The 14,807-nt window shown below is 55.0% G+C and carries 15 protein-coding genes and 3 pseudogenes; 12 read left to right on the top strand and 6 right to left on the bottom strand.

The window, feature by feature from the left end:
- Positions 1 to 582: 582 nt before the first annotated feature.
- Positions 583 to 648 (bottom strand): annotated as a pseudogene (locus J5M72_RS20900) (Rhs element Vgr protein); the annotation flags it as partial.
- A 137-nt stretch (positions 649 to 785) separates the two neighbouring features.
- Positions 786 to 1,451, bottom strand: a complete 666-nt coding sequence (locus J5M72_RS20895) for a ribonuclease T2 (RefSeq protein WP_207866960.1) — start codon at positions 1,449 to 1,451, stop codon at positions 786 to 788.
- A gap of 165 nt (positions 1,452 to 1,616) precedes the next feature.
- On the opposite strand from J5M72_RS20895, the gene J5M72_RS20890 reads away from it, so the two are divergent.
- The 6 genes from J5M72_RS20890 (at position 1,617) to J5M72_RS20865 (ending at position 6,885) form a co-directional block, all read left to right on the top strand.
- Positions 1,617 to 2,099, top strand: a complete 483-nt coding sequence (locus tag J5M72_RS20890; RefSeq protein WP_169431117.1) for a hypothetical protein — start codon at positions 1,617 to 1,619, stop codon at positions 2,097 to 2,099.
- A gap of 95 nt (positions 2,100 to 2,194) precedes the next feature.
- Positions 2,195 to 3,898, top strand: a complete 1,704-nt coding sequence (locus J5M72_RS20885) for a copper resistance system multicopper oxidase (RefSeq protein ID WP_207866959.1) — start codon at positions 2,195 to 2,197, stop codon at positions 3,896 to 3,898.
- Between the two features lie 11 nt (positions 3,899 to 3,909).
- A complete protein-coding gene (locus tag J5M72_RS20880) occupies positions 3,910 to 4,767 on the top strand; it encodes a copper resistance protein B (RefSeq protein WP_207866958.1) in 858 nt (285 codons plus the stop codon).
- A gap of 31 nt (positions 4,768 to 4,798) precedes the next feature.
- On the top strand, positions 4,799 to 5,173 hold the full coding sequence (gene copC / locus J5M72_RS20875) for a copper homeostasis periplasmic binding protein CopC (protein ID WP_169431120.1): 375 nt from the start codon (positions 4,799 to 4,801) through the stop codon (positions 5,171 to 5,173).
- Positions 5,174 to 5,176: 3 nt separating this feature from the next.
- Positions 5,177 to 6,040 carry a copper homeostasis membrane protein CopD gene (gene copD / locus J5M72_RS20870; RefSeq protein WP_207866957.1) on the top strand — a complete coding sequence of 288 codons (864 nt, stop codon included), beginning with the start codon at positions 5,177 to 5,179 and terminating at the stop codon, positions 6,038 to 6,040.
- Positions 6,041 to 6,099: 59 nt separating this feature from the next.
- Positions 6,100 to 6,885 carry a transporter substrate-binding domain-containing protein gene (locus J5M72_RS20865; protein ID WP_207866956.1) on the top strand — a complete coding sequence of 262 codons (786 nt, stop codon included), beginning with the start codon at positions 6,100 to 6,102 and terminating at the stop codon, positions 6,883 to 6,885.
- 48 nt (positions 6,886 to 6,933) lie between these two features.
- Here the strand turns inward: J5M72_RS20865 and J5M72_RS20860 are convergent, their stop codons facing one another.
- The 3 genes from J5M72_RS20860 to J5M72_RS20850 form a co-directional block, all read right to left on the bottom strand.
- On the bottom strand, positions 6,934 to 7,149 hold the full coding sequence (locus J5M72_RS20860; RefSeq protein WP_096822039.1) for a hypothetical protein: 216 nt from the start codon (positions 7,147 to 7,149) through the stop codon (positions 6,934 to 6,936).
- 111 nt (positions 7,150 to 7,260) lie between these two features.
- A complete protein-coding gene (locus J5M72_RS20855; protein ID WP_169431123.1) occupies positions 7,261 to 7,959 on the bottom strand; it encodes a hypothetical protein in 699 nt (232 codons plus the stop codon).
- 108 nt (positions 7,960 to 8,067) lie between these two features.
- Positions 8,068 to 8,430, bottom strand: coding sequence for a hypothetical protein (locus J5M72_RS20850; protein WP_207866955.1), 363 nt, complete (start codon positions 8,428 to 8,430; stop codon positions 8,068 to 8,070).
- Positions 8,431 to 9,496: 1,066 nt separating this feature from the next.
- On the opposite strand from J5M72_RS20850, the gene J5M72_RS20845 reads away from it, so the two are divergent.
- The 5 genes from J5M72_RS20845 to J5M72_RS20825 all read left to right on the top strand — a co-directional run bounded on the left by J5M72_RS20845 (position 9,497) and on the right by J5M72_RS20825 (position 13,279).
- Positions 9,497 to 9,712, top strand: a complete 216-nt coding sequence (locus tag J5M72_RS20845) for a hypothetical protein (protein WP_207866954.1) — start codon at positions 9,497 to 9,499, stop codon at positions 9,710 to 9,712.
- Positions 9,713 to 9,901: 189 nt separating this feature from the next.
- Entirely contained in the window at positions 9,902 to 10,675 is a 774-nt protein-coding gene (locus J5M72_RS20840; RefSeq protein WP_207866953.1) for a DUF6602 domain-containing protein, read from the top strand.
- A gap of 45 nt (positions 10,676 to 10,720) precedes the next feature.
- Entirely contained in the window at positions 10,721 to 11,515 is a 795-nt protein-coding gene (locus J5M72_RS20835; protein WP_207866952.1) for a hypothetical protein, read from the top strand.
- Between the two features lie 839 nt (positions 11,516 to 12,354).
- Positions 12,355 to 12,513, top strand: coding sequence for a hypothetical protein (locus J5M72_RS20830; protein WP_207866951.1), 159 nt, complete (start codon positions 12,355 to 12,357; stop codon positions 12,511 to 12,513).
- A 574-nt stretch (positions 12,514 to 13,087) separates the two neighbouring features.
- Positions 13,088 to 13,279 carry an ogr/Delta-like zinc finger family protein gene (locus J5M72_RS20825; RefSeq protein WP_207866950.1) on the top strand — a complete coding sequence of 64 codons (192 nt, stop codon included), beginning with the start codon at positions 13,088 to 13,090 and terminating at the stop codon, positions 13,277 to 13,279.
- 328 nt (positions 13,280 to 13,607) lie between these two features.
- Here J5M72_RS20825 and J5M72_RS20820 read toward each other — a convergent pair.
- A pseudogene (locus J5M72_RS20820) lies at positions 13,608 to 14,153 on the bottom strand (IS5 family transposase); the annotation flags it as partial.
- A gap of 185 nt (positions 14,154 to 14,338) precedes the next feature.
- On the opposite strand from J5M72_RS20820, the pseudogene J5M72_RS20815 reads away from it, so the two are divergent.
- A pseudogene (locus J5M72_RS20815) lies at positions 14,339 to 14,458 on the top strand (ATP-binding protein); the annotation flags it as partial.
- Positions 14,459 to 14,807: the final 349 nt, after the last annotated feature.

Below are 14,807 nucleotides of genomic sequence, written 5' to 3'. Positions count from 1 at the left end.
GAACTGGGGGTGGATGCGGGGGGATTGGCTTGATCCCCCCGATGGGCGGGGAGCTCAGGGCTTGTTGACTTCGCGCAGCAGGTCTGCGACCGGGAGGTTCATGGTGTTTGAGTAGTAGGGTTTGTAGCCCCAGGCGGTAATGACGACTTTGCAGGGGACCTGGAGCTTTCCGGACAACAGGCCATTCAACTCCTGAATTGAAAGAAATTCCTGAGTTGAACCGTTATTTACGGTTTGCCTTAAAGTTGCACTCGTCACGTAGTTGTATTTCCCGCCGGCTTTGTTGGTCTCATCTACATCAATCAGTCCGTACGCCGAATACCTGAATCGGTTAGTGATAGAGAAGTCCTGATCGTCACCCAGTGCACACTCCAACATTGTCGAAGCGGCGCCTTCCCTCATTCCTCTCCCAAACAGATCCAAAAGGTTTACATCAGAGGCGTAGTAAATTTCGTAATACAGGCTGCTGGGTTTTCTCTCTATCGTCAGAAAATTGAGATTTGCAGGCTGGACCGTATGGTTTTTAGCGCAGGCTGAACACAAGATGGTCAATAGAAGAAGCAATAAGGTTTTCTTACCGCTGGTGCCATGCCCCGGCAACGGGCAAGCCGTCGGGTCGGTCACTCGGGCAGCGGGTTTTCCGCTCATGAAAAGCTCCTTGCGGTGTCGCGTCATCATCCATTGGCGCGCAAGCATGAACAAAGTCGCGGCGTTGTTCAAACCCGCATGCAAAAAAACAGGCGCCTGAAAAGGCGCCTGTTTTCTAGGGACGGTATCCGCTCCGGTCAACGCGATGGCGGTACTCGAATATCCCCCGCCCGGCACTGGGTTTTCACGCCCTTGCCGCATGCACCGAATTGCAGGTCCTTGCCCATGCACACCCGTACTTCCGAGAGTTCCGGGCCGTTGCAGATGACGGCGATGCCGTCTGACGGGATGCCCGGATTGCTCCTGCGGAACAGGTCGGCAATTTCCTGTGCTTCGAAGTAATACGAGCTGCTGAACGGTTGCAGCTCTTGCGGGATGTTCACCGCGGCCACGGCTTTGTCCGCTTCGTCCAGGTAGCCCATCGCGCCGAGGCCGCTGCAGGTGCCGTGCTTGCTCCATTCGTGATCGAGGAGTTTTTTGGTCGGGAACAGCGTCAGGCCTTTGGCCGTTTCGGCGGCCGACAGGTTGGTCAATGGCGGGCAGGATTGCGGCCAGCCGCCCTTGGCGTATTGCGGCCACAGGCCATGCAGGACAAAACCGTAACCCTTGCCGGTGCATTGAGGGTCGTCCTTGTGGGTGAGGCAGAACGTCGGCGACCAGGACAGTGTCAGCAGGTAGTAATCGAACACCCCCGCCACCGATTCCGTCGGTGCCTTGTTGGCGTGTGACTGGCGCGCCGAACTCAGGCCGATGCTACCGACCGTCAGCGCAATCAGCGCCATAATTGTAAAAAGCTTTTTCATGTTCCCGTTCCTTGGGACGCGTGCGTCCGTGGTTTCTGTGGTCCGACCATCACCTGGCCAGACGCTGATTGAGTCATGCCCGTGTTGCAAGCACATGACGCAGGGCAAAACCTGCATTACTTTGAAAGGACTACGATGACAGTGAAATCACCACAGGGAACCGACATGAGTAAAGCAGACGAACTCGCCGCGAAACTCAAACAGACACGGCACACCCATGCTGACGAAATCACCTGCGCCGAACTGGAAATCGATTGCTGGCCCGCTCAGGTCTACGCCTTGTATCACCGAATTGAAGGCTGGTTGCAACCGGTCACCGAGGTCGGCCTGAAGATTCGGCGCAATCCTACCCATGTTTGCGAAAGTTCGCCGGATGGCGAGACCCACGACTACGCCATCGACCAGTTGATCATCGAAGCCAACCACCACAGTCTTACGTTCGATCCCATCGCCCGTTTCACCGAAGACGGCGCCGGGCGTGTGCAGATCAACCTGCCGGGCCGGGAAGCGTCGCTGCTGCGTACGGTCGACGAACACGGCGAAAGCCATTGGTGGTTGCAGACCCTTGAGACCGGGCAACAGCTGGATGCCATTGCGCTGACGGAAAACAACTTGTTGTCGGTGGTCCAGGAAGGATTAGGTTTGTAGGTCGAACCTGACACAACTGTAATCCGCGCCTCAGCCAGCTGAAAGCTGCCGCTGGTTAGCCTCCCCGTCATTGGTCAAACGGGGATTTCCAGCGCATGCCTTCCACCACCTCAAGACGCACCTTCGTCAAAGGCCTCGCTGCCGGCGGTCTGCTCGGCGGCCTCGGCCTGTGGCGCACGCCGGTCTGGGCCTTGAACAGCTCCGGCCAGGTCAATGAATTGAGCGGCACCGACTTCGAGCTGTTCATCGGCGAAACCCCGGTCAACTTCACCGGCCAGCCGCGCACTGCGATGACCATCAACGGCAGCCTGCCCGGCCCGCAGCTGCGCTGGCGTGAAGGCGACACTGTGACGCTGCGGGTGCGCAACCGGCTCAAGGCAGACACCTCGATCCACTGGCACGGCATCCTGCTGCCGGCCAACATGGACGGCGTGCCGGGCCTGAGCTTCAAGGGCATCGAGCCCGGTGGCGTGTACGTCTACCAGTTCAAAGTCCGCCAGCACGGCACCTACTGGTATCACAGCCATTCCGGGTTGCAGGAACAGGCCGGCGTCTACGGACCGCTGGTGATCGACGCCCGGGAGCCGGAGCCGTTCCAGTACGACCGCGAACATGTGGTGATGCTCAGCGACTGGTCCGACGAAGACCCGGCCAGCCTGATGAAGACCCTGAAAAAACAGTCCGACTACTACAACTTCCACAAGCGCACCGTCGGCGATTTCATCCATGACGTCGGCGAAAAAGGCTGGGGCGCCACCGTTGCCGATCGCACGATGTGGGCGCAGATGAAGATGAATCCCACCGACATCGCCGATGTCAGCGGCGCCACGTACACCTTCCTGATGAACGGCCACGCCCCGGATGACAACTGGACCGGGCTGTTCCGGCCCGGCGAAAAGCTGCGGCTGCGGCTGATCAACGGCTCGGCCATGACCTACTTCGACGTGCGCATCCCGGGATTGAAAATGACCGTGGTCGCCGCCGATGGCCTGCACGTCAAACCGGTGACCGTCGATGAACTGCGCATCGCCGTGGCGGAAACCTATGACGTGATCGTCGAGCCCGCCGCCGATGCCTACACCCTGTTCGCCCAGGCCATGGACCGCACCGGTTACGCCCGTGGCACCCTGGCCGCCCGCGCCGGTTTGTCGGCCCCGGTGCCGGCGCTGGACCCGCGCCCGCTGGTGACCATGGACGACATGGGCATGGGTGGAATGAATCATGGTTCGATGGACATGAGTGGCATGGATCACTCCAGCATGAACATGGGCCCGATGCAGTCGCACCCCGACAGCGAAAAGGACAATCCATTGGTGGACATGCAAGCCATGACCACCGCGCCGAAACTCGACGACCCCGGCCTCGGCCTGCGCAACAACGGGCGCCGCGTGCTGACCTACGCCGACCTGCGCAGCACTTTCGAAGACCCAGACGGCCGCGACCCGGGCCGCACAGTCGAACTGCACCTGACTGGCCACATGGAGAAATTCGCCTGGTCGTTCAACGGCATCAAGTTCTCCGACGCTGAGCCGCTGCTGTTGAAGTACGGCGAGCGGATCCGCCTGGTACTGGTCAACGACACAATGATGACCCACCCCATCCACCTGCACGGCATGTGGAGCGATCTGGAAGATGAAAACGGCGACTTCCAGGTACGCAAACACACTATCGACATGCCGCCCGGCACACGCCGCACTTACCGCGTGACCGCCGACGCGCTCGGCCGTTGGGCCTATCACTGCCATCTCCTGTACCACATGGAAATGGGCATGTTCCGCGAAGTGCGGGTGGAAGAATGAGGACGCCGACCATGACTCGATTTGCCGTGTTTTCGTTGTCACTTCTGTCGATGTCTTCGGCGTTCGCCGCCGGCGATATGCAGGGCATGGACCACAGCCAGATGGGCGATATGCAAAGCATGGACGACGGCATGATGCAGCCCGCGGCGCCGACCGAAAGCCGCACGCCGATCCCGGTTCTGACCGACGCCGACCGCGCCGCCGTCTTCACCAGCCACGCCGGTCATCAGGTCCACGACAGCGCCATCAACACGTACTTCCTCGCCGACAAACTCGAATGGCAGAACGCCGACGACGCCAGCACGCTGGCCTGGGATTTGTCCGGCTGGATCGGCGGCGACATCGATCGGCTGTGGCTGCGCTCCGAGGGCGAACGCAGCAACGGCAAGACCGAAGACGCGGAAATCCAGGCGCTGTGGGGCCACGCGATTTCGCCGTGGTGGGACGTGGTCAGCGGCGTGCGTCAGGACTTCAAGCCCGGCGCCCCGCAAACCTGGGCCGCGTTCGGTTTGCAGGGCATGGCGCTGTACAACTTCGAAGCCGAAGCCACGGCCTTCATCGGCGAAAACGGCCAGAGCGCGATGCGGCTGGAGGGCGACTACGACATCCTGCTGACCAATCGCCTGATCCTGCAGCCGACCGCAGAACTCAACGTCTACGGCAAAAACGATCCGCAGCGCGGGATCGGCTCAGGCCTCGCGAACACCGAGGCCGGGCTGCGCCTGCGCTATGAAATCCGCCGTGAATTTGCGCCGTACATCGGCGTGACCTGGAACCGCACCTACGGCAACACCGCCGATTACGCACGGGAAGAAGGCGAGGATCGCAGCGAAGCGCGACTCGTCCTCGGCGTGCGGATGTGGTTCTGAATCCCTTCAAAAAACAACACAGAGGTCTTGCATGCGCACATTGAAATTCACCCTCGTTCTCGCCGGCGGTCTGCTCTTGAGCACCCTGGCCCAGGCCCATCCGAAACTGCTGTCGTCGACCCCGGCCGAAGGTGCCGACGGTGCGGCGCCCGGCAAGATCGAACTGCGTTTTTCGGAGGATCTGCTGACCCAGTTCTCCGGCGCCAAACTGGTGATGACCGAAATGCCCGGCATGGCTCACTCGCCGATGCCGATGAAGGCCAGGGTCAGCGCGGGCAGCGACCCGAAAACCATGCTCGTCACCCCGCTCGCACCTCTGCCGGCCGGCACCTACAAGGTCGAATGGCGCGCGGTGTCGTCGGACACGCACCCGATCACCGGCAACGTCACGTTCAAAGTGAAGTGATCGATGGCCGACCTGATCAACATCCTGCTGCGGATGGCGTTGTACGTGGATTTGCTGCTGTTGTTCGGGGTGGCGTTGTTTGGGTTGTACAACACTGACGCGACGCTGCGGTTTCGGCCGATGTTGCGCAGAACGGCATTGATCGGGGCATTGCTGTCAGTGGCGGGACTGGTGCTGATGACCCGCACCATGAGTGGCGAAACGGAATTCGCCGCGCTGTGGCCGCATCTGCAAATGATGCTGTTTGAAACCGATGTCGGGACGGCATGGGCGGTGCGGATGGTTGCGCTGAGCATCGTGATGCTCTGGCCGGGCTTGTGGCTGGCGTCGATCGCCGGTGCTCTCGCCCTCGCCTCTCTGGCCTGGAGCGGGCACGGCGCGATGGATGGCGCCTGGCACCTGCTCAGCGACATCCTGCACCTGCTCGCGGCGGGTGCATGGATGGGCGCGATGTTGGCGCTGATCTTGATGTCGCGGCTCGATGCGCTGTTCTGCGAAGCGCGTATTCGTTCGCTGGCCGGTGCCGTCAAACGTTTCGAAGGCGTGGGCGCGGCGATCGTGATCGTCCTCTCGGTGACCGGCGTGCTGAACTACCTGTTCATCGTCGGCCCGACACTGGACGAGGTCTTGCTCCGCACCTACGGGATGCTGCTGGCGATCAAGGTTGTGCTGTTCGCCGGCATGCTGGTTTTAGCGGCGTTGAACCGCTTTCACCTCGGCCCGCTGCTGGAGCAATCGTTGCGCGACGGTCAACACCCAGTGGCGGCCAATGCTCTGCGGCGCAGTGTTGCAGTGGAGTTGGGCATCGCGCTGTTGATCGTGGCGCTGGTGGCGTGGCTGGGCACACTCGGGCCGGACGCAGGATGACACCCGGCAAACCCTTTCACTACACTGGCCCCCACTCTCACTGCACAAGCCCGATCTCCATGACAATTCAAAAAAGCACGATGATCTTTTGCAGCCTGCTGGCCATGGCGAGCGCTGCTCAGGCACAAGAGCCGGTTTCGCACCTGGACACCATCCAGCAACAAGGCCAGTTGCGCGTCTGCACCACCGGCGACTACAAACCCTACACCTTCAAGCGCACGGACGGCGGGTTCGAAGGCATCGACATCGCCATGGCCCAATCCCTGGCCGACAGCCTCGGCGTGAAGATCGAGTGGGTGCAAACCACCTGGAAAACCCTGATGCCGGACATGCAGGCCGGCAAGTGCGACATCGGCATGGGCGGGATCTCGGTGACGCTGGAACGGCAGAAAAAGGCCTACTTCAGCAACACGCTCGACGTCGACGGCAAGATCCCGCTGGTGCGCTGCGCCGACCAGTCCAAGTACCAGACCGTCGAGCAGATCAACCAACCGAACGTGCGTCTGGTCGAACCCGCCGGCGGCACCAACGAAGCCTTCGTCCACGCCTTCCTGCCCAAGGCGCAACTGGCCTTGCATGACAACGTGACGATCTTCGAACAACTGCTCGACAACAAGGCCGACGTGATGATCACCGACGCCTCCGAAGCGCGGTATCAGCAGAAACAGAAACCCGGTCTCTGCGCGGTCAACCCGGAGCAGTTCATGCAGTACGGGGAGAAGGCCTACTTGCTGCCGCGTGATGACATGAGCTGGAAGCTGTATGTCGACCAGTGGCTGCACCTGAGCAAGGTGACCGGGAAATATCAGAAGGTCATTGGCGAGTGGCTGGCAGGGCCGCAGTAAAACGCTTCAAGACGAAAAAAGGGCGCCCCGATGGGCGCCCTTTTCTATTCAATCGTCATGCAACATGCCAGAGCTGTACTGGTTGAGACTGGCACCAATACCGGTGCCGCCGAACTTCAGCGTATTGGCGCTGGCGCGCCCTTCCGGCGACTGGCAATCGGAAGAAAAACAACTGGTGGTGGTCAACCCACCGGAGCCCGAACAGGCACTCAATACCGAGACAGCCGCAGCGATCAACAGCACTTTGACGACATTGGCACGCATGGTCGGGCTCCCCTTGGATGAAACGATCTTATCGCTGCATCCTAGGCGCCCCCGCGTGCCGATAACATGAAACTTTCGCCATCGACAGCGCGGGTTCAGGAAGAACGGTGATTACTCGTTCAGATCCTTGACCAGATAGGTCCCCACAATCTGCGAAACACCGGTCAACGCCTCACGGACCAGCTCCGGTTCGGTGCGATAACGCAGCGGCTCGTAGCCATAGGTGTTGGCACCGTTGAACGCGGTAATCGGCTCATTGCGCTGCCAGATCAACTCTTCGCCGCGCTTCAACGAACCGTTCACCACAATCGTCGGGTACACCACGCTGCTGAACCCCTGCGTCAGCGCAAAACCCCAATTGACCACGGTCAACTTGATCTCCGCATCGGCCGGCTCATTCTCGGCAACCACCTTGAAACGACCGGTCGCCGCCAGTTGATCCTCGAAACCCTTCTTCACCAACTTGCCCAGATCGATATCGGCCGTCGCCATGTTGTACTGAATCGCCTCGACCGTGGACATCGACGCCAGATCTCCAGCCTTCAACCCCGCCGCAAACCCGGCCCCACTGAGCGCCGCCGTCCCGAGCTTCCCGGCATGGGACGCCATGCCAACACCCGCGCCGACACCGGCACCCAACGCCGCACCCCAGGCCTGCTCTCGGCCCATGTAGGTCATTTCCTTGTTACTCCAGGTCACCGGGAGAATCTTCACCGTGTGGATCTGCGTGCGGTATTCGGGTTTGAACTTCTGATTGGCACAGCCTGCGAGCAACAGGACGGCGAACATCACGACAACTAGTTTTTTCATAAACGACTCAAAACGCGGAATGGAATGCGTAAGTTGTCGTCCATGTTGGGGAAATCTGAAGAAACACAGCCCTCCCGTGGCGGCATTCGCCACGGAAGGGGTTTGCACTTACGACTTCGGCTCGACGTGATCCAGCGCCTGATTCACCGCCAGCCCCGCGACCATCACCACCTGCGCGATGCCCAGCGCCGTTTTGCGGTGCGAGGGTTCCAGGATGGCGGCGAAGTTGCTGAGCATTTCACTGGCGGAATCGAGGGACTCGCTGGCGTTGGCCAACAGCGATTCGCTGGTGTAGGCGGGGTTGGCCAGGAACATGGGGTCGTGTTCGGTGTGGCTGCCCATGATGCGTTGTTGCGGGGTGAGGTAATGGTCGAGGGCGCGTTCGGCGGCTTCGTTGAGTTTTTTGGAATCTGGGAATTGATAAGGTGAAACCGGATCGGTTTCGGGTGGGTTGGGTGTTGGTTTGATCATGGATGAATCCTCTAGCGCGATTACCAAAAGGAACCATCACCCTTCGCTACCAAACGTTGGGTGGCGGCCATACGCGGGTTGGTAGACCGGTCGCACTAGAACCCGGCGCCCACGAATGGGCCCCACGCATGACCACCATGAAATCCGAGCCCTGAAAAGGACTGCACACGGTGACGCCATGAATCTAGACACGAAGCGGGCTACCAAACCCGATCACTGGTTTTCAGTGACCCGAGAACGATAAAAGCCCCGGTCTAGACGTACAAGCCGGCGGATTCTGTCTTAGGTGTAGGGGGTGGCGCAAGGATGTGTAGGGTTTGGATTACGAGAGAATGAGTCATTTAAACGAGTGAGTTTTTTATGTTTAAAAGGCGAGGAATTTACGATTGGCGAATTGCCCCTTACCGCGTCGTTTCAGTCGGCCCGATGATGGATCGAACTGACCCTTCTTTTCCGTCCCGCAAATAAAGGCCCAAACGCCTCGCCACCAACCCGCGTACCAGTTGCGTACCAGCTCCGTTCTTCTCTCTCCTTGTCCCATCCCCTCTGTCGACTGCGTTAGCAAATTTTAAGCAGCGGTTCTCGGCTCCAATCCTGGCACTGTCTATCGTCGGCTCCGGCGAGTTTTGTGAGAGTTAAACCGCATGCGTGGAAGGCGGGTCAATCTCCGCGTTTTATGCCTCGCCCTGCTTTTAGGTTGACCCCTGGGAAAAAGGTAATTTTGGTAATTTCTTTTTTTCCCCAAATAAAAACTCAATTAATTCAGTAGGTTAGACGTTTCATTCAAAGGTAATAATAGGGTAAGAAAAAGGTTAGAAAATTACCTTTAGTCGTAGTAATTTCACCAACCAGTAAAACCCTTTAAAATCAGTCACTTGAAAAAATATTACCTCCCGCCTTACCAAATATTACCTCCAAAGGTAATACGTCAAAGCCACGATCTATAAGGGCTGCAGCCCATTTCTCGCATCGGCTTACCAAAATTACCTTTTCCCCAGCCTCGAACTGAAATCAGCCCCCTAAGGCGCCCTGCTATGCTTTCTGCTTTCCGAATGGAGTCGAATGCATGGCCAGTGAATATTCCCTTTCCGTCGTACTCGAAAAAATGTACGAAAATCAGCTAGGCCTTGAAGCTGCGATGATGGAGTTGGTGCTATTAGTCGAGCAGCAGGGATACGAGACTGTTGGGGAGAACGCCCGGGCGGCCCTGGAGCGAATTGGGGAAAATGCCGGCTTTATTAATCAGGGTTTGGCACGGTTGAGAAACTTGGAAAAGGACTAGCTTGTGATCAGCCCTCTCAATAGCCACTAACGGCTAACGCTGTCGAGAAGCGGAGATTACTGGCAAGTAAAGTGAAGCGAAATCATTCGTTTCACGATGCCATCAATTAGGTTGTATACAAGGTAAAACAGCATTCGTAAAAGTGCTGAACATCGGGACACTGGCATTGTTTTCTGAGGATGAATAATAATGAGAACTACTAAGCATTTTGACTACGTTGTTAACCGAATCGCATCAGCCAAAAAAAATGCAGATAGTTTAGCATCTGGAATCGGGCATCACGGGATAGCAGGAGAAATACGCGAGATTGCAGCGAAGGAGTGTATAGAACCTTTCCTAACACAAAGCTATCAATGTGGAACGGGGAAAGTCATTGATTCGCTTCAAAACCTCAGTGATCAGCTTGACTTAATTGTCTATCATAGAAAAGTTGCTCCTCCAATTTTGGTAGGTAGGGATCTTGGACTATATCCGGTTGAATGTGTTCGTTATGTTTTTGAGGTGAAATCGACACTTAATGCGCGAGAAATAAAAGATGCAAACAAAAAATTTAGGTCTGTAAGCAAACTTCTTTCATTCCCTACCAAGGGGCAAGATGGTTCAGTCAAGAGTGGCCCCCTCCCGACAACCGTTCTTCTGGCATTCAGCACTGACATCACCAGCTCGGAGATAGAACGCTATAAAAAACATACCGATGATGAACATCCACCCTGTACAGTTCTTTGCGTTTTAGGTAAGGGTTACTGGTTTTATGACGCTGCGTCGAATAGTTGGTATGGCCTAGAGTCAAACGATGATTATCCTCCCTTCTTTGAATTTAGCATGTTCATTACAGGACTGATGAATACCCTATCTTCTGAGGAAACATCCATTAGGCCATTCTACCCCGGCTCTTATATAAACGTGGATGACATCATCTTATCAGCATTAAACAAACCCACCTTAACAAAATACGAAGTCTGACCGAGCTATCGCTGCACTGAAAAATAAATCTACAAGGATATATAGATGCTTGCTCGAATAACTATTAGATTAGCTCAACTGCCGCTTCAGCTGACTATTTGCACTGCATTTAGCTTACTGACGGGGGCAGTAATATATTTCAATGAGTGGTCCAAGGTGGATTTGTCGACACTGGATCGTTCAACGTTCATTACGGCATTAAGTGCGATCGCAACTTTAATCGCACTATTCTGCTCACTTTCGATTGCATGGATACTGTTCATTTCGCAGCAAGCTAAAGGGGAGCGCCTAACCACCTACGATCTTTTTAAATCAAGACTGCTGGAAGTACGACAATGGCTCGTAAATCTTCCTGAATCACCTAGCCGCAACACCTGCTTAGCTCTTGCCTATGAACTTGATATGTTAGAGCTCTCAGATCTCCCACTGGTTGAGCGCGGAAAAGAATACTTAGATTTTTGTGAAGAAATAGAGGACGGACTGAATTCAAGCAACATCGAAAGGAGAAATTTTTTCATGAACGCAGTCACTCACTTCGCCTACATTGATAGCCTACTAAATCGTATTGGCATTATTTCAATAAGACAGGTTTTGATGCGACTTTTCATCGAAACTCTTGCCAAGGGAGTAGTTCTCGTTGGGTTTTCTGTATTGATCTTAATTGCTTCATTGTTATGGTACAACCCACTCTTGAAAATAGTATTTGTTATCGCCTCAAGTTTTATAGCGGTAGGAGCATCTCTTTTACTGTTTGAAGTATGGGTAGATCTTCGCAGGCATTACGATGATGAACTCGACTTCGTTGGGTCATCCACAGAAGAAGATCAAGCTCACTTATAATTATGTTAATTGATATTTTCTTAAGCGAATTTAATACCTATCGACTGGGTCTGGAAAAATCTGGAACGCCTCTCGCAATGCGCTAAGCTTGATTGACCGATTGGAGCCAATTGTAGCCATATGAATCCGACCTTTCTCACTGGCCAACTTTGAAATGCGCTACACGCTATGAAAGGCAACTGGGCCGGGCTTTTGAGTCAATTTTATACCTTTCATGAAAGACACCAAAACTCCTCTGGTGAGAACTATCGAGAAAACAAAAACACCCTAGAGCGCACCTTTTCACACGACGCCCCTTACAAACATGGGGCTTTAGAGATCAGCTAACGACTCGACTTTAGCTGGTTGCTGCGCAACACCGCTTCAATTCTTTGCAAATCCTTTCACTGCATGAAATTGCGATGTGCGCCAAATCACACGCAGCGGGCTTGGGCGAGACCTTGATTTGTACTGCCACCTGCTTTGCACAAAAAAAGGATGCGAAGGCCGTCGGCGGGAGGGGGATAAGTGCTTTTTCTGAGTTTTTTTCTTCGGCGGACGACTTTCGATGTCCGGGGATAGATTTTCGTTGACGTCCGGGGATAGTCATCCCTATCCTCTGGTCGTCGCTGCCAAATCAGCGACTGACCTTGGCCGGTCGAACAACTCAAGGCGCACAAGCGCCCATCCGATAGCAGGCGCTTTTTTTACGCCCGTTATTTCGTGTTATGGCGGCTGTGCGTGGGACACCTTCGGGTGTGCCGGGTGCCTTGAGTCCCGGTCGGCCAACCCGCGTACAGCCGTCACCATTCCTTGCTTGGCCGCAAGCGGTGATGGCTCCTAACTCAAGGAGCAGCACAATGACCGTCCTCATTCCGTCCAAGATCCACGCCCTGGCGCACCGCCGCATGGCCCTTTCGGCCCTACATGCTGACTCTTCGTTGGCCGTCCGCCTCAAGCGCTACAACCATCGCATTGCACTGGTGCGCGCTTTGCAACCTCAAGGCGGTGTGCAATGAGAGCACCCTACAGTCTCACAGAAGATGAGTTCTATAAGCTGCAGCGGGCTAAGGACTCAATACAGTTGGTGACGATCCTGCTTGAAGAGGTGCAGCGTGCGAACTCGCTGACACCGCAAATGATGGCCTCATTCCTAGCCCTCGTGGATGAGGACTTGGGCGGAGTGTTGGAGTCTGTCAGTGGCACATTTTCGCCGCGCTGAGCATTAACCTTGGTGATAACCACCAGGCTACATTCGAATGTCGGCCAGCTGTCACCATCATGGTGACAGCTGCATGCGGTTGGAAGGATACGAGGATGGAAAGCCGATTGATGCCCGTCCCTTTCTACTAGGACATCGTAGTCTTGGGGAGCCAGGATAAGAGCAGATGGACATTATGAAGCCGAGCATGACGGATAAGGCGCTACCTTAACCTCACCAATTGGCCGAGATCATTGAGAAGTTCGTTTCAACTGTAAATTCGCCTACCGACTCATATGGCAAGTAAACCTCTATAAAAAACCACCACCATAAATAAATTCGAATAAAATTGAATTACAATATAGAGCCATTCACACCTGCTCGAGAAATATATGAGAGTCAAATGCAAATGCGGAAGCAAAGGTGCCATTCGAAACACCAAAAAAGAATCATCTGAAATATCGGCACTATACTGTCAATGCTTAGATGTTAATTGTGGTATGACGTGGGTGGCACACCTAACATATTCGCATACATTAAAAAAGCCCTTAAAACCTTTCAAGCAAACCAACGAATCGATTTAAGCAAGGTGAAACAGCTTTAATAATCGAGGTTAGACATGCAACCCTAACGTATAAGTAGTGAGTTTTTAGTGCAACCCAGCAACCAAATTAAAAGTTACGAATGTGCACCCACGTAAACTATTAACCAAAAATATTGCGAATTGTAAAAATCACCTACGAATAAAATACTACACACCACCTAAGGATGGTCTGAAGTAGCTATGTATTTCTGGCTGACTTCAGACCTCGTCGATTTTGAAAGCGGCGAATCGATCAAAGACGATTAGGTCATTCGCCCATTCCTGTGTTTTTAGCAGCCGCGAGCATCCCGCGGCAGCCATTTCCCAAATTACAGACGCACCTCTCCTACGCTCGTCAGCAAATGTCTACGCGCCATCCACAGGTTCGACAGTGCGAACAGTGTCACCAGTTGCGCTGTATTCTTCGCCAGACTACGGAAGCGCATCTTCACATAACCGAACTGGCGCTTGATCACTCGGAACGGGTGTTCGAGCTTGGCCCGAACCTGCGCCTTGGCGTTCTCGATCTTGCGTTTGGCTTTGTACAAAGCGCTGCGCTTGCCGAGTTTCTTGTAGGTGCTGCGGCGTGCCGCGACCTGCCAGATCACCTCACGCCCATCATGCTCGGTACGTTTCTCGACGCCGGTATAACCGGCATCGGCGCAGACCACGCTCTCCGTGCCGTGCAGTAGTTTGTCGACCTGAGTAACATCCGCCACGTTAGCCGCCGTGCCCACCACGCTCTGCACCAATCCCGTCTCGTCATCCACGCTAATGTGAGCCTTCATCCCGGAATAACACTGCCGGCCTTTCTTGGTCCGATGCATTTCCTGTTCGCGCTTACCGTCCTTATTCTTGGTCGAACTCGGCGCATTGTAGCGGTCAACTAATCCCCCTTATTGCCAAGATCAGGTAGGTGAATTCGCCGGACGGTTACACAAAACGCATCAACACTGTACTCGCCTACATTGATGCCAACGAGGTTGAGCTTAGGCCCGTCGGCCCTTTGCCTGCGTTCTAGATTTATATCTGCGCACATACACCGAGGGACCTGATGACAGGTCTGGGGCTGGGATTATTCATAGCATCACAGATTGTCGAAGGCCATGGAGGAAAAATTGAGGTCGAGTCGATGCTGGAGCAGGGCACGATTTTCCGAATGATTGTGCCTGTTCGCTAATATTCATGGCTTGATCTTTCAAACAAGACAAAAGATTCAGCCCTCTTTAACGAGGCTATCAACCGCCATTGATATGCCAAAAATCGAGGTCGGCGTGCCTCCATACATAGTTCGCTATGTTCGCCAGCGCACAGACGAACAGCCCTTATAGTCCTCACACTCAAGGCTGAAAAGCTACGTCTAAAAGGCGCTGCTCGGTGCTGGCGCAAAGCGTTGGCGCACCTTTCAAATTGCGCGCCATTTTGGTCGTGCGTTTCAGGCACAGGACCTTATGAACAGCATATGGACACGCATACAAAAGGTGTTTACACGCTCGCCCGGCGTTTGGCGAACCGGACAGTATTCCCCA

Origin of the sequence: Pseudomonas sp. 58(2021) (assembly GCF_017491585.1) — a bacterium.
In the GTDB taxonomy this organism is placed as follows: domain Bacteria; phylum Pseudomonadota; class Gammaproteobacteria; order Pseudomonadales; family Pseudomonadaceae; genus Aquipseudomonas; species Aquipseudomonas fluorescens_BT.
Note: the sequence above shows the minus strand (reverse complement) of the source record. Positions and strands in the feature narration are given on the sequence as shown.